At 39.0% G+C, this 20307-nt stretch carries 20 protein-coding genes and 5 tRNA genes; 13 read left to right on the top strand and 12 right to left on the bottom strand.

Annotation, left to right across the window (positions count from 1 at the left end; genetic code table 11):
• Window positions 1-10 precede the first annotated feature (10 nt).
• Entirely contained in the window at window positions 11-430 is a 420-nt protein-coding gene (locus tag EOK74_RS12660) for a cupin domain-containing protein (protein ID WP_133470378.1), read from the bottom strand.
• Window positions 431-835: 405 nt separating this feature from the next.
• Here EOK74_RS12660 and argJ point away from each other — a divergent pair, with 405 nt between their 5' ends.
• On the top strand, window positions 836-2080 hold the full coding sequence (gene argJ / locus EOK74_RS12650; protein ID WP_133470376.1) for a bifunctional glutamate N-acetyltransferase/amino-acid acetyltransferase ArgJ: 1245 nt from the start codon (window positions 836-838) through the stop codon (window positions 2078-2080).
• A gap of 36 nt (window positions 2081-2116) precedes the next feature.
• On the opposite strand, the gene EOK74_RS12645 is transcribed toward argJ, so the two are convergent.
• The 6 genes from EOK74_RS12645 to hemA form a co-directional block, all read right to left on the bottom strand.
• Complete coding sequence (locus EOK74_RS12645) at window positions 2117-2935, bottom strand: SirB1 family protein (RefSeq protein WP_133470375.1); 819 nt, start codon at window positions 2933-2935, stop codon at window positions 2117-2119.
• A gap of 124 nt (window positions 2936-3059) precedes the next feature.
• Complete coding sequence (locus tag EOK74_RS12640) at window positions 3060-3434, bottom strand: SirB2 family protein (RefSeq protein ID WP_133470374.1); 375 nt, start codon at window positions 3432-3434, stop codon at window positions 3060-3062.
• An 82-nt stretch (window positions 3435-3516) separates the two neighbouring features.
• Window positions 3517-5061: a DUF3369 domain-containing protein gene (locus EOK74_RS12635; RefSeq protein ID WP_133470373.1), complete on the bottom strand. Its 1545-nt coding sequence runs from the start codon at window positions 5059-5061 to the stop codon at window positions 3517-3519.
• 97 nt (window positions 5062-5158) lie between these two features.
• Window positions 5159-6040: a peptide chain release factor N(5)-glutamine methyltransferase gene (gene prmC, locus EOK74_RS12630; protein WP_133470372.1), complete on the bottom strand. Its 882-nt coding sequence runs from the start codon at window positions 6038-6040 to the stop codon at window positions 5159-5161.
• Window positions 6041-6057: 17 nt separating this feature from the next.
• A complete protein-coding gene (prfA, locus tag EOK74_RS12625; RefSeq protein WP_133470371.1) occupies window positions 6058-7143 on the bottom strand; it encodes a peptide chain release factor 1 in 1086 nt (361 codons plus the stop codon).
• Window positions 7144-7177: 34 nt separating this feature from the next.
• Window positions 7178-8437 (bottom strand): glutamyl-tRNA reductase, encoded by a 1260-nt coding sequence (hemA, locus tag EOK74_RS12620; RefSeq protein ID WP_133470370.1) that lies wholly within the window; start codon window positions 8435-8437, stop codon window positions 7178-7180.
• 192 nt (window positions 8438-8629) lie between these two features.
• On the opposite strand from hemA, the gene lolB reads away from it, so the two are divergent.
• The 7 genes from lolB (at window position 8630) to ychF (ending at window position 13946) form a co-directional block, all read left to right on the top strand.
• The gene (gene lolB / locus EOK74_RS12615) at window positions 8630-9202 is read left to right on the top strand and encodes a lipoprotein insertase outer membrane protein LolB (RefSeq protein ID WP_239024106.1); all 573 of its coding nucleotides are present in this window, start codon (window positions 8630-8632) and stop codon (window positions 9200-9202) included.
• On the top strand, window positions 9187-10065 hold the full coding sequence (gene ispE / locus EOK74_RS12610) for a 4-(cytidine 5'-diphospho)-2-C-methyl-D-erythritol kinase (protein ID WP_133470369.1): 879 nt from the start codon (window positions 9187-9189) through the stop codon (window positions 10063-10065). Before lolB ends, ispE begins: the two co-directional genes overlap by 16 nt.
• Window position 10066: 1 nt before the next feature.
• Window positions 10067-10141: transfer RNA gene (locus EOK74_RS12605), tRNA-Gln, on the top strand.
• Between the two features lie 55 nt (window positions 10142-10196).
• The gene (locus EOK74_RS12600) at window positions 10197-11144 is read left to right on the top strand and encodes a ribose-phosphate pyrophosphokinase (RefSeq protein ID WP_133470368.1); all 948 of its coding nucleotides are present in this window, start codon (window positions 10197-10199) and stop codon (window positions 11142-11144) included.
• A gap of 399 nt (window positions 11145-11543) precedes the next feature.
• The gene (locus EOK74_RS12595; protein ID WP_133470367.1) at window positions 11544-12176 is read left to right on the top strand and encodes a 50S ribosomal protein L25/general stress protein Ctc; all 633 of its coding nucleotides are present in this window, start codon (window positions 11544-11546) and stop codon (window positions 12174-12176) included.
• Between the two features lie 5 nt (window positions 12177-12181).
• Window positions 12182-12766 carry an aminoacyl-tRNA hydrolase gene (gene pth, locus EOK74_RS12590; protein WP_133470366.1) on the top strand — a complete coding sequence of 195 codons (585 nt, stop codon included), beginning with the start codon at window positions 12182-12184 and terminating at the stop codon, window positions 12764-12766.
• An 88-nt stretch (window positions 12767-12854) separates the two neighbouring features.
• Window positions 12855-13946 carry a redox-regulated ATPase YchF gene (gene ychF / locus EOK74_RS12585; RefSeq protein WP_133470365.1) on the top strand — a complete coding sequence of 364 codons (1092 nt, stop codon included), beginning with the start codon at window positions 12855-12857 and terminating at the stop codon, window positions 13944-13946.
• A 60-nt stretch (window positions 13947-14006) separates the two neighbouring features.
• Here ychF and EOK74_RS12580 read toward each other — a convergent pair whose 3' ends face one another.
• Window positions 14007-15017: an alpha/beta fold hydrolase gene (locus tag EOK74_RS12580; RefSeq protein ID WP_133470364.1), complete on the bottom strand. Its 1011-nt coding sequence runs from the start codon at window positions 15015-15017 to the stop codon at window positions 14007-14009.
• A gap of 256 nt (window positions 15018-15273) precedes the next feature.
• On the opposite strand from EOK74_RS12580, the gene EOK74_RS12575 reads away from it, so the two are divergent.
• From EOK74_RS12575 to EOK74_RS12555, 5 genes are all read left to right on the top strand, one after another.
• Window positions 15274-15350: transfer RNA gene (locus EOK74_RS12575), tRNA-Met, on the top strand.
• Between the two features lie 27 nt (window positions 15351-15377).
• Window positions 15378-15462 (top strand) — tRNA-Leu (locus tag EOK74_RS12570).
• A gap of 16 nt (window positions 15463-15478) precedes the next feature.
• Window positions 15479-15553 (top strand) — tRNA-Gln (locus EOK74_RS12565).
• Between the two features lie 43 nt (window positions 15554-15596).
• Window positions 15597-15671 (top strand) — tRNA-Gln (locus EOK74_RS12560).
• Between the two features lie 186 nt (window positions 15672-15857).
• A complete protein-coding gene (locus tag EOK74_RS12555) occupies window positions 15858-17264 on the top strand; it encodes an alanine/glycine:cation symporter family protein (RefSeq protein WP_133470363.1) in 1407 nt (468 codons plus the stop codon).
• 19 nt (window positions 17265-17283) lie between these two features.
• Here EOK74_RS12555 and EOK74_RS12550 read toward each other — a convergent pair whose 3' ends face one another.
• From EOK74_RS12550 to EOK74_RS12540, 4 genes are read right to left on the bottom strand one after another with little or no spacing between them, the layout of a single operon-like run.
• The gene (locus tag EOK74_RS12550) at window positions 17284-17682 is read right to left on the bottom strand and encodes a YkgJ family cysteine cluster protein (RefSeq protein ID WP_133470362.1); all 399 of its coding nucleotides are present in this window, start codon (window positions 17680-17682) and stop codon (window positions 17284-17286) included.
• A gap of 41 nt (window positions 17683-17723) precedes the next feature.
• Entirely contained in the window at window positions 17724-18734 is a 1011-nt protein-coding gene (gene ylqF / locus EOK74_RS12545; protein ID WP_133470361.1) for a ribosome biogenesis GTPase YlqF, read from the bottom strand.
• A gap of 28 nt (window positions 18735-18762) precedes the next feature.
• Window positions 18763-18939 carry a hypothetical protein gene (locus EOK74_RS20845; protein WP_166638760.1) on the bottom strand — a complete coding sequence of 59 codons (177 nt, stop codon included), beginning with the start codon at window positions 18937-18939 and terminating at the stop codon, window positions 18763-18765.
• 50 nt (window positions 18940-18989) lie between these two features.
• On the bottom strand, window positions 18990-20153 hold the full coding sequence (locus EOK74_RS12540) for an FAD-dependent monooxygenase (RefSeq protein ID WP_133470360.1): 1164 nt from the start codon (window positions 20151-20153) through the stop codon (window positions 18990-18992).
• Between the last annotated feature and the right edge of the window lie 154 nt (window positions 20154-20307).

Here is a 20307-nt window from a genome sequence, read left to right as displayed (position 1 = left end):
AAGTTAAGAGCTAAAGCTTTATATGAACTGCCATTAAGCTCTGATCTCCTACAACCTCAGCGGTGTGCCCATGAATATTTGGATTAAAGTCTTCGTTTGATTGCAAGCAATCTTTTGCAATAAAAAGATCACCAGCGCTGAAAAGGCGCTGCTCACCTGACCGTAATCCTAAACTTAATGTACCAGAACGAATAATTATCATGGTGGCATCCCCAGCCATATGCCAATCACTAAAATAACCCAGTTCACTGAACCGATGCCGAAAATTTTGGGCAGTCATTCGAGGAGAAATAATCAACCCATTGTAATCTTCAATTGAAATGGCCTCTTCTTTAAATTTCGAAGGTCCTGTGTGCCCAGATAGTTCGTCAATAGGTGAAAATAAAGTAGTGATAATGAGCTCTTTTGTAGAGTCGAATTGTTCTGTCATTGACGCTATACCCTTATGTCTATTTATGCAATTTTGGTTAAAAATGTTAACTGTAACAAACTCAAACTTTTTTATGTCTAAAAAGCGCTTCTCTATGATGTTGCCGCTTTAAATAGGCTGTAGCCTTGGTCAATAATTAATGCCACTGCTTCTTTTTTAAATTCAGCTGTATAGCTTCGGTTTGCTCTTCTTGTCATTTTACACCCCAATAATTGGAATATTTTCCATTATTAATGGTGTCCAGCAGAACACTAATCAGGATACCTAAATATTTAGACACGACTTTAAGCAGTCTTAAAATTGTGTCCACCGCTAAATATTGAAATATTATTCGTTAATTTTGCATATCAATTCATACCAAAGTAACATCGCGCCATTTAAAAAATAAGCTAAATTTAAAAGACTATGCCTGTAAACCTACCTTCTATTGATGATCAAATATTACCCCCTGTCCCAGGAATACGTTTAGGCTGGGCTGAAGCCAATATCAAGCAAAAAAACCGTAAAGATTTATTAGTCATCGAATTAGATAACGGTAGCCGCGTATCTGGGGTGTTTACTCAAAATAGGTTTTGTGCAGCCCCCGTTCATATTTGTAAAAAACACTTAAGTGAATCAAAGCAAATTAAAGCATTAGTTATTAATACAGGTAACGCAAACGCAGGAACTGGAGAAAAAGGGCTAGAAGATGCACTGACAACCTGTTCGCACCTTGCCGCGGAGTTAAATACTCCAATTAACTCTATTTTACCCTTCTCTACCGGCGTTATCTTAGAACATTTACCAATGGAAAAATTGTTAGCAGGCTTAGCGCCCGCAGTGAAACGTTTAGATGCAAACTCATGGAAGTCAGCGGCTTGGGCTATTATGACCACTGATATCGCCCCAAAAGCCTATGCCACCTCAGTGACTGTAGAGAGAAAAGACATTCAGATAACTGGGATTTCAAAAGGGGCAGGAATGGTCCACCCTAATATGGCGACCATGTTAGGCTTTATTGCAACTGACGCGGCTATTTCACAGCCGATATTAGATACGATAACGAAGCAGATTGCAGACTTGTCTTTTAACTGTATCTCTGTGGACGGGGATACATCAACAAATGATTCCTTCATTATTATATCGACTGGCAAAGCCAACAATGTAGAAATAACCTCAGATGAAGATCCTAGGTACCAGCTTGTTTTTAACGCTCTGCTGGAAACTGCCCAATATTTAGCAAAAGCCATAGTACGTGATGGTGAAGGGGCGACTAAATTCATTACTGTAAATATAAAAGGCGCTACAAGTCATGCAGAAGCTAAAGCCATTGGCTATGCCATAGCCAAAAGCCCTTTAGTCAAAACGGCCATGTTTGCCTCAGATCCAAATTTAGGCAGAGTGCTAGCTGCAATTGGATATGCCTCCAGAGATTGTAGGTCTTTAGAAGACCTTAATGTTGATAATATTCAGCTGTATTTTGGCGATGTTTTAGTTGCTGAAAATGGTGGACGTGCGGTTTCCTATACCGAAGAAGCGGGCCAAGCAATAATGGACAACTCTGAAATAGACATTTCTGTAATCCTTAACCGAGGTAATGACAAAGCCACAATTTGGAGTTGTGACTTTAGCTATGACTATGTACGTATTAATGCAGAATATAGAACTTAAGGCCCAGATAAAAGCTACCAAGCTGAGCCCCTCTCATCAATGCAATACGACAGGCACCTGCTCAGAAAGTTGTTGTAATTGAGCTTGTAACAATTGAGTTGCGGGATCTTTAGGGCATTGCCTGATAAAAAATTGATAGTCTGCAATAGCCACTTGGGTGCAATCTAACTGGTGTAATAAAAAGCCGCGATCTCGCCTTTCATAAGGGTCGTTAGGACAAAGTTGCACCAAGGTTTCAACCACACCTAAAGCTTCCGCATATTTTTTCTCTGAGATATACGCACTTTTTAAATTATGCAGTAACCTCACTAAGGTTTCTTCACAGCATGCTTCGTTTAGCGCTTCCTCAGGCATTTCTTCATCTTCGAATTCATTTAAAATCGAAAAGTACAATGCCTGTAAATTATCTCTACTCAGCTGTTTTCCGTTTAAAGGGTCAACAAATACGGTAGTCCCATCATCAAAATTACATTTAACTAAAAAATACCCCGGAAAATTCACACCATGTATATCAAACCCTAAAGATTTTCCTAGAGATTGAAATACAATCGCCAAGCTAACAGGCATACCCGTTCGGTACTCTAAGACTTTATTGATTAAACTATATTGACTAGAGAAATAATTCTCTTCACTTCCGCTAAACGCTAACTCAACGAAAAAAAACGCTATAAAACGACTAAAACTAACTGCATTTATATCTGGAGAACCAATATATAACTCTGCGTCAGATTTCCACTGTGATAATTGTTGTTGATAGTGCTTTAAACACCCCACGCCATTTTGAAATGTAGTAGCAACCTGTAATCCGGCAAGTAAACAATCTTGATCTATAATAGCTTGCTGTAATTCCTTCACAGGATCCCCCTAATAAAAACCTCTCTCTTATCTATCGGTTTTATTAGGGTTACCTTTACTAAAAATATTACAAAAACACCAAATAATAGAAACAAACACTCTTGGGTTACTTAAATAACAACTTTTAGAATATTAACGGCTGTTTTGTGACTGCCACAAATCCTGCATAAGCTATCCAGCTTAATGCACCTATGAACCCAACACCCCGCATTAAAGGAGTCTGTTCTGCCTTTAACGCCAAAACAACCATAAATGCGTACATGAAAAACGCCACAAATTTTTCCGTTACCCATCCATTAACGACTGGATACTGTTGAATAAAAATGCATAACACAATCGCGGCCACTAACAACACTGTGTATACAATGTGAGGTAGAATTTTCAACCATTTCAGCTGTAATTTATCTGATTTAATTACAGTTAAAGTAAAGCGAATTAAAAACAGTAAAACACTCATTACTACTGCAGACATATGAGTAATTTTGAAAATTTCGTACATAAGAAGGCCTTTATATAAAAATAAAAATACACTCTGACGTAACCTCATCAGAGTCGCAGATTAAAACAAGATGCGAAGATTATTAGAAATCAGGGTATAAAGTAATAACTTCTTCAATTTTATTAATATTTTCCTCAAGTATTCTGACTAAAGTAGGATCGAACTGCTTACCTTTCTGCTCTATAACTAAGCGTAAAGACTCCTCTGCAGACAAAGCATCTTGATAACTGTTTTTATGCCTCATAACATCATAAGCGTCTGCCAAAGAGGTTATACGGCAATAGATATGAATGCTTTCACCAGACTTACCTCTAGGATACCCATTTCCATCCCAGTACTCGTGATGGTCTCTAGCAATCAAAGCTGCGGCTTTAATTAATGGTCTAGTTGAATCCTTAAGAAGATCATACCCAAAATCAGCATGTTGACGGATCACTTCTATTTCTTCCGGTGTTAACTTTTCACTTTTTGCTAAAATATTCTCTGGTATTTTTATTTTTCCAATATCATGTAAAGGTACTGCTAACCCTAATGTCTCAGACTCTTCTTTTGATAGACCAATTTCACGGGCTAAGATTTGGCTTATTTTAACAATTCTTAAAATATGGCGCCCATGCTCACTACATTGTTCAAGTGCTTGCCCCAACCGTTCAATTACTTCTTGTTGTGTTTCTTGGAGCTCTTTGTTAAATAAAATATTATCAAAGGCAATTTGCACATTACGAGAAAATAACTCTATTAATTTTTTATCATTTTGACTTAATTTTGAAGGTAAACCAGACAAATAAAGAAGAGAACCTCTCTTTGACTTACTATCGCAATAAGCCACCATATATTCGTCTTCATAAATTAAGCTTTTATTTGCATAGGCCAACATGCAAGAGCTCAATTGCGGACCACTAATCACTTGTTCTAGCCTCAAGCCTTCTTTATTTTTGTACTCACCTTTTCCTGTAAATACAAATAGCTCAGTGGAGTGATATTGGTTAATAGGTTTTGGCCCCATCACCGCTGAAGTAAGATAAGCGACATCTTTGGTCCCACCTAATAAAGAAGATAACTGCTGTACGATACCTTCGATAAAACTTTCAAAAGATTGCAAGGTAAAAATATCGGCAGACGCCGCGATAACTTTCTCTAGACCTTTTCTATTTTCTTCGATTACGTTGATGTCGTGGTATGAACGAAGTGCTGCGATAACGACGGAGAATAATTTTTGTGCGGTTAATTCAGTTTTTGATTTATAGTCATTAATATCATAATTAACTATAACATCGCGCTCAGGTGCTTGTCCGGGTTGACCTGTGCGTAGAATAATACGGGTAAAATGGTTATCAATTTCATTTCTTATAAAGTTTGCAACGATTAACCCTGCATCGTCTGTTTCCATAACAACATCGAGTAAAACCACTGATATATCGTCATGTTCCATAAAAGCTTTTTTAGCTTCAGCTCCACTAAATACACTAATAAACTCTATTCTTTTATCTTGAAAAACAAAATCACCAAGGGCAAGTTTGGTTACCGCATGGATCTCAGGTTCGTCATCTACGATTAACACTTTCCATGTTCCATGAAACTGCACTTCTACTTCGTCGTCTTCCGCGAAAAATATTTCGTCTGACATTATATTTACTCTTAAAAACAGATGCTTAAATACAATAGTAAACTAAAGGCAAACAAACAATGCTTGATCAACAAATTGTTACATTTAACCAAATAGTTTAAGAGTTGAGCCCATTTAATTGTCCCATGGAAACTCTAGGTTGGCCGTTTAAATCACACTCTGTGCGAACATTTGAAAATCCATTCAAGGTAAACAAATTAGCTACAATTCCACCCTGTTCATTTCCATGTTCTAACAACAACCAGCCTTTATGATTGAGATAATTCACACTATTAACAATAATAAAACGAATATCATCTAAGCCATTATTACCTGAGGTTAAAGCAGAGGATGGCTCAAAACGAACATCTCCCTGGGTTAGATGATGATCATTAATTTCTATATACGGAGGGTTACTAACAATCAGATCAAATTTTTGTTTTTCTATTGATGAAAACCAATCGCTTTGGATAAATTCAACATCGGGTAGTTGATTTTTTGTGGCATTCAGTGTTGCTAGTTTCACAGCTTCAGAATTTTTATCTATACCAATAACTGACCATTGCTTGTTTTCACTAGCCAATGCCAATGCTATAGCTCCAGTACCCGTTCCTAAATCGAGAACGCGTATCGAATCGTCAAAGGATAAGTCTAACGCGAGTTCAACTAAAAGCTCTGTTTCAGGGCGAGGAATGAGAGTGGCTTCAGATACGGTTAAACGTAAAGACCAAAAATCCCGAAAGCCTACGATATAGGCGACTGGATAGCCTAAAATGCGCTTCTCAAGCATATGATGAAAAGTATTGATTTGCTCTATTGTTAATTGTTTTTCAGGCCAGGTATGTAGATAAATTTGTTCGCATTCAAGACATCCACAAAGCAAAACTTTGCTATCAATTGCTGCAGAATCGTACATGCCATCGTCGCTAATTTGGTGTTCGGTTAACTTACGACGGGCCCATTTAAGGGCCTGCTCAATAGTTGAATTAGGCTCTAACAATCTAACAAGCCCAACAATTATTCATCAGAAAGTGACGCTAATAAGTCAGCTTGATGCTCTTGTCTGATAGGCTCTAAAATTGCTCCAAGTTCACCTGCAATTACATCGTCTAAACGATAAAGCGTCAGATTTATTCTATGATCAGTAACTCGCCCTTGTGGGAAGTTATAAGTACGAATACGTTCAGAACGGTCACCACTTGCCACTAAGTTTCGACGAGTAGAAGTTTCTTCTGCCATACGCTTTTCATCTTCTAACTGATTTAAACGAGACTGTAATATGGCCATAGCCTGGGCTCTATTTTTATGTTGCGAGCGCTGGTCCTGACATTCAACTACAATCCCCGTAGGATTGTGGGTAATACGAATAGCAGAGTCCGTTTTGTTAACATGTTGACCACCTGCACCAGACGCTCTGAAGGTATCTATTTTTAAGTCAGCTTTGTTAATTTCTATTGCCTCTGACTCGGGTACAACTGGCATTACCACCACAGTACAGGCTGAGGTATGAATTCTACCTTGGGACTCTGTTTCTGGTACCCGTTGCACTCGGTGTCCACCAGACTCAAACTTCATAATTCCGTATGCGCCATCACCTAAAATATTAGCAATGACTTCTTTGTATCCACCATGTTCACCTTCATTGGCGGTCACTAGTTCGACCTTCCAGCCTTGTTTTTCAGCATAACGGCTGTACATACGGAACAAGTCACCGGCAAAGATAGCGGCTTCATCCCCACCTGCCCCAGCACGAACTTCTACAAAACAATTACTATCATCATTAGGGTCTTTTGGCAGCAACAAAATTTGCAATGCTTGGGTGTAATCTTCTATATCTTGCTTTGCAGCTTTGTATTCTTCTTGGGCCATTTCGCGCATTTCTGCGTCGTCTTCTTGCATCATCTCCTGAGCAGACTCAAAATCTTGCTGAGCCTGTTGATAATCACGAAAACACTTCACTACATCTTCAAGTTGTGAATATTCTTTTGTTAAACCGCGATATCTATCTTGATCTGCAATTACCTCAGCCTCGCCAAGTAAAGCCTGAACTTCTTCAAAACGCTCTATTAGTGACTCTAATTTTCGTTGTACCGATTCTTTCATTATTTTCCTGTAAGCGGGACATGTCTGCCGCTAATTAGTCCTGTTTATTCAACGCCAAAACGTCTTTTAATAGGGAAAGTTGGTCTAAATCCTGTTCGCTTGCCGCTTTCTGAAGTGCTTTAGTAGGGGCATGGATAAGACTATTCGTTAATTTGTTAGCTAACTCTAGGACAACATCTTCAGAGTTTTTTCCATCTGCTAACTGATTTAAAGCCTTTTCAACTAGAGTCTTTTTCTGTAACTCACTCTGTTGTCTAAAGCTTTTCAATACATCAATTGACGCTTGACTTTGTTGCCAGCGCATAAATTGCTGTGCCTGTTCCTCTACCATTTGATGGGCGAGTTCGGCAGCATCTTGCCTATTAGCTAGATTTTGTTCCACTATTTGTTGTAAGTCATCAACTGTATATAAATACGCATCGTCTAAGGATGCAACTTCCGACTCTACATCTCTTGGTACCGCTAAATCCACCAAAAACATAGGTTTATGCCTACGCTCCTTTAGTGCTCTTTGCACCAAGCCTTTGCCTAAAATTGGCAACTGACTCGCGGTAGAACTAAACACAATATCTGCATCTTTCAAATGTTGAGGGATTTGCGCTAAAGTTAAAACTGAAGCACCTAGTGGTTCTGCTACTGCTTGAGCTCTTGCTAACGTGCGGTTGGCCACGGTCAATGACTTAACGTTTTGTTCGCTTAAATGTTTGGCGACTAATTCAATGGTCTCCCCTGCTCCAATTAGTAGTACCCGACTATGCTCTAAGGAAGAAAAAATATGCTTTGCTAATTGTACAGATGCATAGGCAACTGAAATTGCATTGGCGCCAATATCTGTTTCACTCCGCACTCTTTTCGCAACAGAAAAAGTATGTTGAAAAAGTCGGTCAAAACTACCTTTTATGACACCAATATTTTTAGAATGGGTAACAGCCTGCTTAATTTGCCCCAAAATTTGCGGCTCACCTAACATCAAAGAATCTAGGCCACACGCCACACGCATGATGTGTACTGCAGCGTCTTGTTCTGTATAAAAATAACTATTATTGTCTACATCTAGTTGATTCACAGCATGAAATTTGGCTAACCAAGTTGAAATAAAAGACTTATTGGGCTGATCAAGTTGAGCATATATTTCGGTGCGGTTGCACGTAGACACTATAACGGACTCAGCTGCGCCTGTTTGCACTCCCAATGAAGCTAACGCCTGCACAATAGCATCAGGAGAAAACGCGATTTTCTCCCGCAATTCGATAGGTGCGGTTTTGTGATTAATACCAAAAGCAATAAGGGTCATGAAGTGGTCAGGTAAACTACAGCATAAATTCAGTTAATTTAGGGCGGCATTGTACGCAAAAGGTAAATATATTGAAAGGTGTGTGCTTTGTATGTTCCCATTAGTTATCGTATACATTATCGAAACCCAAAATAAATTGTGCAAATTTTATTAAATTCATATCATTATATTTACAAATATAGCCTTACTATTGTGTTTATCTTTGTTCTTTCGAGTTGCGCCACACAGCAAATTCCCGAAGTGAAATTGCAGATAGATGTTCACCAATTGAAATTAGCTGAACAAAAAAATTGGCTGCTCAAAGGTAAAATTGGATTCAAAAGTGATACAAAGAAACAAAGTGCAAACTTACGTTGGCAGCAAAGCTTTTCCGAATATCAATTAAATTTAACCACCATTATTGGTACATCCATTTTAAAAATGTTTGGAAGCGATCAGTTCTCCACCTTAATCACCGACGATGACACCTATACAGATACCAACGCCAGTATACTAATATCACGAGTTACCGGATGGGAGCTTCCAGTAGAGAGTTTACAATTCTGGGTAAAAGGTCAACATGGTGCGTACGATCAAATTACTCTTAGTGAGCAAGGTTGGGTGACACAACTAATCCCAGATTGTAATCACTGTGAAAATTGGATAATCGATTATGACGATTATCAAATAGTAGAAGATATTTGGTTGCCCCATAAAATCACCTTAAATAATCAATCAAATAACAGCCAACTGCTCATTAAGGTTAATACATGGTCACTAAAATAAAACCAAAAGATTTAACGTGGTGGTCGAGCCCAGCTAAATTAAATTTGTTTTTACATATTAATAGCCAGTATGAAAATGGTTATCACCAATTACAAAGCTTATTTCAATTACTCGATTATGGGGATGAATTAGCATTTGAAGTTAATGAAACAGGACTCATAACGTTAGCCGACCCTATTTCAGGCGTACCTGATGCAGATAATTTAATCATCAAGGCGGCAAAGTTATTACAACAAGAAATCAACAGCTCCAGCCCCCAAAAATTGGGATGTACTATTCATTTAAAGAAAAACCTCCCCATGGGTGGCGGTATTGGTGGCGGCTCATCAAATGCAGCTACAACACTAGTTGTATTGAACAAGCTTTGGAATTGCCAATTAAATGAGCAAGCCCTTGCTAAATTAGGATTATCTTTAGGGGCCGACGTACCTATTTTTGTCTATGGCAAAACAGCATTTGCCGAAGGTGTGGGTGAAAAGCTAATCCCTACTACCCTAGCAGAGGCTTGTTACCTAGTTGTTTTTCCAAATTGCCATGTGTCTACAGCAGAGATATTTACCCATCCAGATTTACCTAGAAACACTGCAAAAATAGATTTTTCGGAATATCAATTTGCTAACACTAGAAATGATTGTCAAAAATTAGTTTGTGAAAGGCATGTGGATGTTGCAAAGACATTACACTGGTTGTTAGAATACGCGCCGTCGAGGATGACCGGTACTGGCGCTTGTATATTTGCAATTTTTGAACACAGAAAGGAAGCATTAAAAGTTCAAGCTTTATTGCCAAATGAAATGACAAGCTTCATTGCAAACGGGGTAAATTTATCCCCTTTACATAACCAAATCCAATCACACGTTTAATTGGGGTATAGCCAAGTGGTAAGGCAGCGGGTTTTGATCCCGCCATTCGTAGGTTCAAGTCCTGCTACCCCAGCCATTTTATCAATAATAGGTAGCATAACTATCTATTACTACGCACCGAGGGTTTTATCGTGCCGGATATGAAGATTTTCTCTGGAAATGCAGTACCTGAATTAGCTCAAAAAGTAGCTGATAGGCTTTACACTAAGCTTGGTCATGCAAGTGTTGGACGTTTTAGCGATGGAGAAATAAGCGTAGAAGTACACGAAAACGTTCGTGGTTCTGATGTATTTATAGTGCAATCTACATGTGCCCCTACCAATGACAATCTAATGGAATTGATTGTCATGATTGACGCCTTTCGTCGTGCATCGGCAGGCAGAATTACCGCAGTTATTCCATACTTTGGTTATGCACGTCAGGACAGACGAGTTCGTTCAGCTCGGGTACCCATTACAGCAAAAGTAGTTGCAGACTTCTTATCCAACGTAGGTGTTGACCGTGTGTTAACCATAGACTTACATGCTGAGCAAATTCAAGGCTTCTTTGACGTTCCAGTAGATAATGCCTTTGGTACACCTATTTTATTAGACGATATGCGTCAACGTGACTTCCACAACCCAGTTGTTGTATCACCTGATATTGGTGGTGTAGTCCGAGCTCGCGCACTAGCTAAGCTAATGAATGATACAGACCTAGCCATTATTGATAAACGCCGCCCTAAGGCAAACGTTGCTCAAGTCATGCATATTATTGGTGATGTACAAGATAGAGACTGTATAATTGTTGATGATATGATTGATACTGGTGGAACATTAGCAAAAGCTGCTGAAGCATTAAAAGCTCATGGTGCCAAAAACGTTTATGCTTATGCAACACACGCTATTTTCTCTGGTAATGCGGCTCAAAACTTAAGAGATTCTGTTATCGATGAAATTATTATCACTGATAGCATTCCTTTATGCCCAGAAATAAAAGCCATACCTAAGGTTAAACAACTCACTCTTTCAAATATGCTTGCTGAAGCTATCCGCCGCGTAAGTAATGAAGAGTCTATCTCTGCAATGTTTGAATATTAAACAGACTATAAGCCCTATAAAAGTAGAAAACCGCTGGCTATCAGCGGTTTTTTTCATTTTACAACTAAAACATTACCCATCATCAACACTCATTAGCCATAGAGCTCGCTACATATTCAACAAAACAGTCAAGACAATGATGACAATAGAGAACCACTACTTCTTTAAAACCTTTTAAAATTTACCTAGCCGGCTTGTTTATGGCTGCGCTGGACCTGAATTTTAGTTGTTATGGATAGAATTAATCATATGTTCTACTTGTCCATCAAGTAAGCCAATGTTAACATGCGCCGCCCTATTTTATGGGGTAGTGCTATTCCTTTGGTGGAATATGCCTATTTACGTAGATTTTGGTCGCAAAAATCTACACACATTTACTTATTTTTTGGAGTTACCTCAATGTCTGATGGAATTTTTACTCTAGACGCAGAAATCCGTACTGATTTAGGGAAAGGTGCGAGCCGCCGCCTACGTCACGCCGGTAAAGTACCTGCTGTCTTATATGGCGCTGATAAAGAAGCGAAATCTTTAACCCTTACTCATAACAAAGTGTTTCAAGCTCAAGAATTTGAAGCATTTTACTCTCATGTTTTAACCTTGAATATTGAAGGTGAAAGCGTTGAAGTATTAGTTAAAGACATGCAGCGTCATGCATTTAAACCAATTGTTATGCACCTTGATTTTTTACGTGTAGATGCAAACAAAGAACTTCACACTAATGTACCTCTTCACTTCATAAATGAAGACACAGCTGAAGCTGTTAAAGTTCAGGGTGGTCATGCTGAAACTCACATGGCTGACGTTGAGATTAGTTGTTTACCTGGTAACCTACCAGAGTACATCGAAGTTGATTTACAAAACGTTGAGTTAGGTCAAACGCTACATTTAACTGACCTAGTACTACCTGAAGGCGTTTCTTTGCTTGAACTAAACAAAGGTGAATCTCACGATTTGGCTGTTGTTACTGTTAAAATAGCAAAAGGCCCTAAAGCTGAAGAAGATGATTCAGCTGAAGAAGCAACAGAGGAATAAGTTGCTTGACTGATATTCAGTTAATTGTGGGCCTGGGTAATCCAGGCCCCGAATATCAGTACACCCGCCACAATGCTGGAGCATGGTTTGTTGAATCTCTGGCGAAAAATTATAACTGTTCTTTAAAGCTTGAAAACAAGTTTTATGGTTACACTGGTCGCATCTCGATTAGTGGACAAGATATCCGCCTACTTATCCCAACGACATATATGAATAAAAGCGGTCAAGCTGTAGCAGCTATGGCAAAATTTTATCGAGTCCCTTTGTCAGGTTTACTCGTTGCTTTTGACGAATTAGATATGCCTCCTGGCGTAGCTAAATTTAAGATAGGTGGTAGCTCTAGTCAGAATGGGATCCGTGATATCGTCAGTAAAATGTCAAATCAAAGAGACTTTTTACGACTACGTATTGGTATCGGTCACCCCGGTGACAAAAATCGCGTGACAGGCCATGTACTTGGCAAAGCACCACAACACGAACAACAACAAATTGAAGATGCCATTGACGAGGCTACACGTTGTCTAGAGATATTAATCAAAGATGACTTAAAAAAAGCTATGAATCGTCTGCATTCTTTTAAAGCTGAATAGCGTTACTATTAATCAATATATACAAAACAAATTTTAATTAGTTGGCAATCAACCCAACTAAATCAAAACACTTTACGAGGAAATCAAAATGGGTTTTAAATGCGGCATAGTCGGTTTACCTAACGTTGGCAAGTCAACACTTTTTAACGCCTTAACTAAAGCAGGCATAGAAGCCGCTAACTTCCCATTTTGTACTATTGAACCAAATACAGGGGTAGTACCTGTTCCTGACTTAAGGTTAGACAAGCTAGCGGCTATCGTTAACCCTAAGCGTACTATTCCAACAACTATGGAATTTGTAGACATTGCAGGCCTAGTTGAAGGAGCTTCTAAAGGTGAAGGCCTAGGTAATAAGTTTTTAGCCAATATTCGTGAAACTGATGCTATTGGCCATGTGGTACGTTGTTTTGACAACGAAAATATCGTTCACGTTGCAGGTAAAGTCAGCCCACAGGATGATATTGAAATCATCAATACCGAATTAGCACTATCTGACTTAGACACCACAGAGAAAGCCCTACACAGAGTTGCTAAGCGCGCCAAAGGTGGTGATGCAGATGCAAAAGCTGAGCTCAAAGTACTAGAAAAAATCAAACCTCATTTAGACGAGGGGGAGTTATTACGTTCTTTAGATTTAGATAAAGATGAACTAAAGCTCATTAGCTATATGAACTACCTCACCCTAAAACCTACTATGTATATTGCCAATGTTAATGACGATGGTTTTGAAAATAACCCTTATCTAGATAAAGTTCGCGAAATTGCTTCAGATGAAAGTGCTGTGGTAGTGGCTGTATGTGCAGAAATAGAAGCTGAAATTGGTGAGCTCGACGAAGAAGAAAAGGCTGAGTTTATGGCTGACATGGGCTTAGAAGAGCCTGGCTTAAACCGAGTCATTCGTAGTGGTTATGAACTTCTAGCACTAAACACCTACTTTACTGCAGGTGTGCAAGAAGTCAGAGCTTGGACATACAAAGAAGGCTCTACTGCCCCTCAAACTGCAGGTGTTATTCATACTGATTTCGAAAAAGGCTTTATACGTGCTGAAATAATTAGTTATGATCACTTTGTAGAGTTCAATGGTGAACAAGGAGCGAAAGACGCTGGAAAATGGCGTTTAGAAGGTAAAGATTACATAGTTAAAGATGGTGATGTTATCCACTTTAGGTTTAACGTTTAAGTATTATTTAGCCAAAACCCAATATGGGTTTTGGCTAAAATTTAATTATATAAATATCGACTAAGTCTCTTTAAGCGCTTTATTCAATACTATAATAAACCTTTCAAAATCCTCTATATGGGGTAAATGCCCTAGCCCATCCATTTCATATAGTGTCCCATTTGGAATAGTTTCTATAACCGTTTTACCTAGCTTGTCGTAGCGACCTAGTTGATATTTGATACCTTGTTTCTTCCAGTTTCGGCCCGGGCCAGTTCTGTCTCTTGTCCCAAGAATTAAGCTTACATGCATAGAAAAATCGCTAAACTCAGTTACCACTGGTTGAGTGAAAATCATGTCATAGGTTTTAGCATTCACCCAAGCTACATCTTTATAATCAGCATTATTAATTTGCCCTACAATGAAATCAGTTAATGCTGCATATTGCTCATTCCACTGACCATCATAATAAAATTTTTGCTGATAACTTTTTACGCCTTGCGCTGTCTTTTTTAACTCATTTTGATAGAAAAAGTTAGTATCTTTATACTCTACGTAACTAAGGTAATTCTCTAATCCTATTGGGTTGAGCAAAATCAGCTCTTGCACAGTCTCTGGATACATTAAAGCAAAACGACTTGCTAACATGCCGCCCATGGAATGCCCTAAAATTATGGATTTTTTAATATTTAGACTGTCCAGTAAGCTTTTTGTGTGGCTAGCCAAGCCAGCAAAAGAATACTGATAATTTTTCGGTTTAGAGGACTTACCAAAACCAATTTGGTCTGGCATTAACACCCCATAACCTAGCTGACTCAAATAATGAGCAGTGTTAGCCCAATAATCTGCAATAAAATTTTTCCCATGCAGCAGTGTAACAACAGGTTTATCTCCTTTAGCAGGTAAATAACTATATGACATTGACAAGGTGAGCCCTTGTGACTCTATCTCTATAGTTTTTACTGATAAAGTGTATTCATAATTGCTAAGCAAAGTGTCGTAGCTTTGAGGCGTGTCCAAATTCTCAGCTGCAGCAGAAAAATTAAACATAGCTAAACTTAGCCAAGTTACTATCGCATATACTTTAAGCATTACATTTTCCTAAATCTTCAAGAAATTCTAAAGTATTATGTATGATTACATTAACATTAGTGAGTAATTTGCTTCGAAAGTCGATTTAAATAAGATTAACTTCAATTTTTCTTAATGATTTTGAACAACAAATACCCGTTAAACCAATAAGTTGTTTAGTATCTAGCCAAACAGACATTTTATTGTAATAAAACGGTTGACGAAAAAAAGTTAGATCAGCATAATACGCGCCACTTCGGAGACGGAGTGATTAAGTGGCTACATAGCTCAGCTGGTTAGAGCACATCACTCATAATGATGGGGTCGCAGGTTCGAGTCCCGCTGTAGCCACCACTTTTATCTTATATAAGATAGAAGTATGCGGGAGTGGTGGAATTGGTAGACACGCTGGATTTAGGTTCCAGTGCTTCACGGCGTGAGAGTTCGAGTCTCTCCTTCCGCACCATTTTGTAGAGTATTCTTGGGGTATAGCCAAGTGGTAAGGCAGCGGGTTTTGATCCCGCCATTCGTAGGTTCAAGTCCTGCTACCCCAGCCATTTTTAAAAGTAGATGGTTAATTTTATTATTCGTTTACTCTCTTGGGGTATAGCCAAGTGGTAAGGCAGCGGGTTTTGATCCCGCCATTCGTAGGTTCAAGTCCTGCTACCCCAGCCATATAAAAGAGAAAGCCCACTTCAAACAAGTGGGCTTTTTTGATCTCGGCATCGACACGCCAGTTCAAGCCCACCCTAAGCATTTGCCGCTGTCGTTTTGTTGCCACTTATTCAGCCTTACCCCTAGACATAAATTCCATTAAACGGCAGACTTCTCATATAACTATAATAACGTGTGAGTATTACCTTGATTAACGAAATCGTCGCTTTTATTAATAACATCCTCTGGGGTAACGGGCAGATCCTAATTTATATGTTGTTAGCGGCTGGTATCTGGTTCTCAGTAAAATTAGGCTTCATTCAAATTCGTCACTTTGGCCATATGTTTTCAGTAATGAAAGGCAGTAATAAAAGTGATAAAGCCGGTATCAGCTCCTTCCAAGCATTATGTACTAGTTTATCGGCTCGTGTAGGCACAGGTAATTTGGCAGGTGTAGCCGTTGCGATATCATTAGGCGGCTCTGGGGCTATTTTTTGGATGTGGGTTATTGCTATTTTAGGGATGGCAACAGGATTTGCTGAAAGTGTTTTAGGTCAATTATACAAAGTAAAAGATGCCAATGGTGAATTTCGTGGCGGCCCTGCCTATTACATACAACAAGGCTTAAATAAGCGCTGGCTAGCTATCATATTTTCTTTGTTTTTATTCTTGGGATACGGTTTCATCTTTAGCGCTGTTCAAGCCAACACAATTACCGATGCACTAAATCATGCTTATGCCATACCTACCCTATATTCAGGCCTAGTTATCATTATTCTAGCCGGTTTAATTGTTATTGGCGGGCTAAGAGCGATAGCCAAATTTGCAGAGTGGGTAGTGCCTTTTATGGCTATCACTTATGTATTAGTAACTTTAGCCATCACCGTTATTAACATTGATTTAGTTCCAGCTATGTTATGGGATATATTATCGTCAGCATTTGGATTGCAAGAAGCTGGCGCAGGGGCTATAGGAGCCGCATTTAAACATGGAGTGCAACGAGGCCTTTACTCAAACGAAGCAGGTTCAGGTAGTGTGCCTCACGCAGCAGCAAGCGCTAGCCCTAATCCAGACCACCCGGTATCTCAAGGCTATGTACAAATGTTAGGTGTATTTATCGACACTATGATTTTATGCACCTGCTCAGCTATCGTTATTTTGCTAGCAGGCGGTGCTTCAGGTGAAGGCATGGAAGGTATTCGTCTAACCCAAAATGCCATGAGTACTCATTTGGGAGCCGGTGGGGGTGATTTTGTTGCAGCTGCAATTAGTTTATTTGCATTTACATCTGTGGTCGCTAATTACGCTTATGGAGAGAGTAATTTGCATATGTTTAAACTGGACAACAAAATAGGCCGTACAGCCTATACGGCCGGCTACTTACTAATGATTCTTTGGGGCTCAATGGCAGCTTTACCTGAGGTATGGGCAGCAGCAGATATGGCGTTAGGTCTAATGACCGTTATTAACATTACCGCCATAGTCTGGATGACACCTACCATAGTATCTATCAGTAAAGACTACTTTAAAAAGCGAGAGTCAGGGGAAGAAATTACCTATAAATCCGGAGATTGCGAAATCCAAGGTAAGTCTGAAAAAGGTATTTGGGACTAAAACAAGACTAAGTGTCGCTCTAGTCAAAGCTAGGGCGACTATCTTCGAGTAATTTATCTAACACTTTCTGAGCTTGATTTGGATCAGTTAAATCCCCAGCCTCTAACATTTCACATTCATCACTGATCATTTGTTTAACAGTAACCGGATAAAAACGGCAATCTTCAGGCCTGTCATAGTATATATCGCAGGTGTACATAACTTTCTGGGGTTGCTCGGGGTTTTTAGTTTTACGAAGAAATGGACACAAGTTAAGTTGTTTACCCATTTGCGGTGAAAACCAAATCAACCCATTTTTTACATACTCAGCGATATCAGGTTGAAATAAATTCCACATCTCTAGATCTTCATCTGATGCAGACAAATCACCATCACTATATTTAATGCAGCATTTACCACAGGAGTTACACTCTTGCACAGGCCACTCCTTTGTATGTCACATTTAGCTAATTTCTGTTATTACTTTCTACGATTTTGCTTTTTCATTCGCGCAGATTGAGCAGCTCTATCACTCTCTCGTTTCTCTTTACGATCTTTCTTGTCAGGCGTTAGCGAGCCCGTTTTAAAACGCTCTTTACGCTTTTCTTTGTCAGCGGCCTTTTTAGCCTCCACCTCAGCCATTTGCTGTACTTCTGCGGTGATCATTTTGGGTGTTTCAAGGCTAATTCGACCAATTTGTCCTGAACGTAATTCATTAATTAGCACTTCACAAATTTTATGAAAATTAACCCGAGCACCTTTTCGTAAAGCTCCTCGACTTGCAGCTGCAAGCTCAAGAAACTCAATTTCAGTATCGGGTATCTCATCTAACTTATAGCGGTCTTTAAGTAATTCTGGGTAGGCTTTTATCAAGTAATCTGCTGCGAAAAACCCCACATCATCATATTCCATTGCAGTATCTTTAATGGCGCCAGTAGAGGCTAAACGATACCCACTGTTAGGGTTTTCTAGCTTGGGCCATAAGATCCCAGGAGTATCAAATAAGGTGATTCCGTTTCCAAGATTAATTCTTTGCTGATTTTTTGTAACTGCAGCCTCATTACCTGTTTTAGCAATAACTCTATCTGCCAAGATATTAATCAGAGTAGATTTACCCACATTTGGAATGCCCACTATCATAGTGTTAATCGTTTTTACGCTGGCATCTTTTTCTGGCAACATTTTTCGGCATAGCTCGATAATTTGCTTCATCTTTGCCGGCTCATCGGTAGTAGACGCGAAGGTTTTCACTGCCCTTTCTTTTTCTAAATGAACTTGCCAATCTGCGGTTACACTAGGGTCAGCCAAATCTGTTTTACTTAACACTTTTATGCAAGGCTTATCACCTCGAAGCTCCGCAATCATAGGATTTTCACTAGAGTAAGGTATACGAGCATCCAGTACTTCAATCAATACATCAACTTGAGGCAATACCTCTTTTATTTCTTTCTGGGCTTTGTGCATGTGCCCTGGATACCAATGAACTGCCATTAAATGTGCCTTTTTAAATATTTACTTTCTAATTCGCGTAGTACATCACTAGTTGAACAATTCCTAAAATTACCAATAAAGGTAAAACCCAGCGCCCCCACTGCCCCATTTGTTCTGAGCTCATTCTGAATCCTGAACGCTCAATTAGGGGAATGACAACCAACAAGGCAATAAACAAACAACCTAAAATAATGAGTATAGTCATACTGAACCTATTACTTGATACACTTTATTAACTATGAAAATGATATGGACTTAACGTAAACCCATTGCATATTTCATGGCTTGCTTTTTCAATGGGCCAGATGCATTCGCTAGCTTTAATCCAAGGTTTCGCAACACTTTTAGCGGTGTGCTGTTATTGCTGAAAGTAGCGTATAACACATCCATGGCGCTCATCATAACGAGGTTATCGTTACGACGATTTTTTTCGTACTCTTTAAGCCAACTTTCAGGGCGTAAAAGCCATGTATCTGATGTAGCTTCTGTTTGCTGTTTTTCAATAATATTTAAAAGAACTGACACATCTTTAAAACCTAAATTCACGCCTTGTCCAGCCAAAGGATTAATCGTATGTGCCGCATCTCCAACTAGTACGGTATTCCCTTTAAAATATTGATTTGCATGCATACGGGTTAGGCCAAAGCTTGCAACATCTAAAACTTCAAAATCGACTAAGTCATTGGGAAAATGTTGTTGTATTTGTTGTTTCAACTTGGTTTTAGATAAGCCTTTTAATAACCTAGTTTGCTCGATACTTTGATACCAAACTAGTGAGCCATATCCATCAAACAAGGGTAGATAAGCCATGGGGCCGTCTGGTGTGAACTGTTGCCAAGTAATATCTTGTTGTGGTTCATTGGTTTTTATCTTGATACCCAAGGCTTGCTGCTTGTATTGCCAACCCTGAACACCAATATTTGCCGCTTCTCGGACCTTTGATTGGGCGCCATCAGCCCCAACTAAAAATTTGGCTTGAATAGTTTTACCACTAGAAAGTGTTATTTGCCCTAACTTTACTGAAATAGCATCATCAGTGAATAAATGAATATTTTCATAAGTAGAAAGTTCCTGTTGTAACCCTAATTGCACAATACGGTTTTCGATAATATGTCCAAGATATGGCTGACCTAAATCGGCACTATCAAAATCAGTTCGGCATGAACGGTTATCCCATACAGCTAACCTAGAATAAGGACATAGACGCATGGCTTGTATATTATCCCAAGCACCTAAGTCACTCATCAATTTACCAGAAGTCAAGCTGATTGCAGAAACCCGCATATCCGGCTGTTGGGAAACGTCAAACGGCTTTGGCTTTTTAGGTTCAACCACTGCCACTTCAAGGCCTAATTTACCTAAGCCAATAGCGAGGGCAGAACCCACCATACCACCACCAATCACACAAATATCAAACAAATGTCTTTTCCTTTCTAATTCACCAAAGAATTTTAACAAACTTCGAGGCTAGATAATATTGAAATACCAAAGGGTTCAAGGTCTAACAACTAGAAGGCAATAGATACTTAAAATAAAATTTAATTTAGAGATTTATTGATATAGGTTTTGTTTT

Source organism: Paraglaciecola marina (assembly GCF_004360155.1).
Classification (GTDB): Bacteria; Pseudomonadota; Gammaproteobacteria; order Enterobacterales; family Alteromonadaceae; genus Paraglaciecola; species Paraglaciecola marina.
Note: the sequence above shows the minus strand (reverse complement) of the source record. Positions and strands in the feature narration are given on the sequence as shown.

What these genes read in the sequence shown, in the direction of transcription:
- prfA (WP_133470371.1), bottom strand. Translation starts at nt 7,143, where the DNA reads ATGAAAGAATCGGTACAACGAAAATTAGAGTCACTAATAGAGCGTTTT.
- argJ (WP_133470376.1), top strand. Translation starts at nt 836, where the DNA reads ATGCCTGTAAACCTACCTTCTATTGATGATCAAATATTACCCCCTGTC.
- hemA (WP_133470370.1), bottom strand. Translation starts at nt 8,437, where the DNA reads ATGACCCTTATTGCTTTTGGTATTAATCACAAAACCGCACCTATCGAA.
- EOK74_RS12580 (WP_133470364.1), bottom strand. Translation starts at nt 15,017, where the DNA reads ATGCTTAAAGTATATGCGATAGTAACTTGGCTAAGTTTAGCTATGTTT.
- EOK74_RS12660 (WP_133470378.1), bottom strand. Translation starts at nt 430, where the DNA reads ATGACAGAACAATTCGACTCTACAAAAGAGCTCATTATCACTACTTTA.
- ychF (WP_133470365.1), top strand. Translation starts at nt 12,855, where the DNA reads ATGGGTTTTAAATGCGGCATAGTCGGTTTACCTAACGTTGGCAAGTCA.
- EOK74_RS12640 (WP_133470374.1), bottom strand. Translation starts at nt 3,434, where the DNA reads ATGTACGAAATTTTCAAAATTACTCATATGTCTGCAGTAGTAATGAGT.
- ispE (WP_133470369.1), top strand. Translation starts at nt 9,187, where the DNA reads ATGGTCACTAAAATAAAACCAAAAGATTTAACGTGGTGGTCGAGCCCA.
- EOK74_RS12635 (WP_133470373.1), bottom strand. Translation starts at nt 5,061, where the DNA reads ATGTCAGACGAAATATTTTTCGCGGAAGACGACGAAGTAGAAGTGCAG.
- EOK74_RS12595 (WP_133470367.1), top strand. Translation starts at nt 11,544, where the DNA reads ATGTCTGATGGAATTTTTACTCTAGACGCAGAAATCCGTACTGATTTA.
- EOK74_RS20845 (WP_166638760.1), bottom strand. Translation starts at nt 18,939, where the DNA reads ATGACTATACTCATTATTTTAGGTTGTTTGTTTATTGCCTTGTTGGTT.
- ylqF (WP_133470361.1), bottom strand. Translation starts at nt 18,734, where the DNA reads ATGGCAGTTCATTGGTATCCAGGGCACATGCACAAAGCCCAGAAAGAA.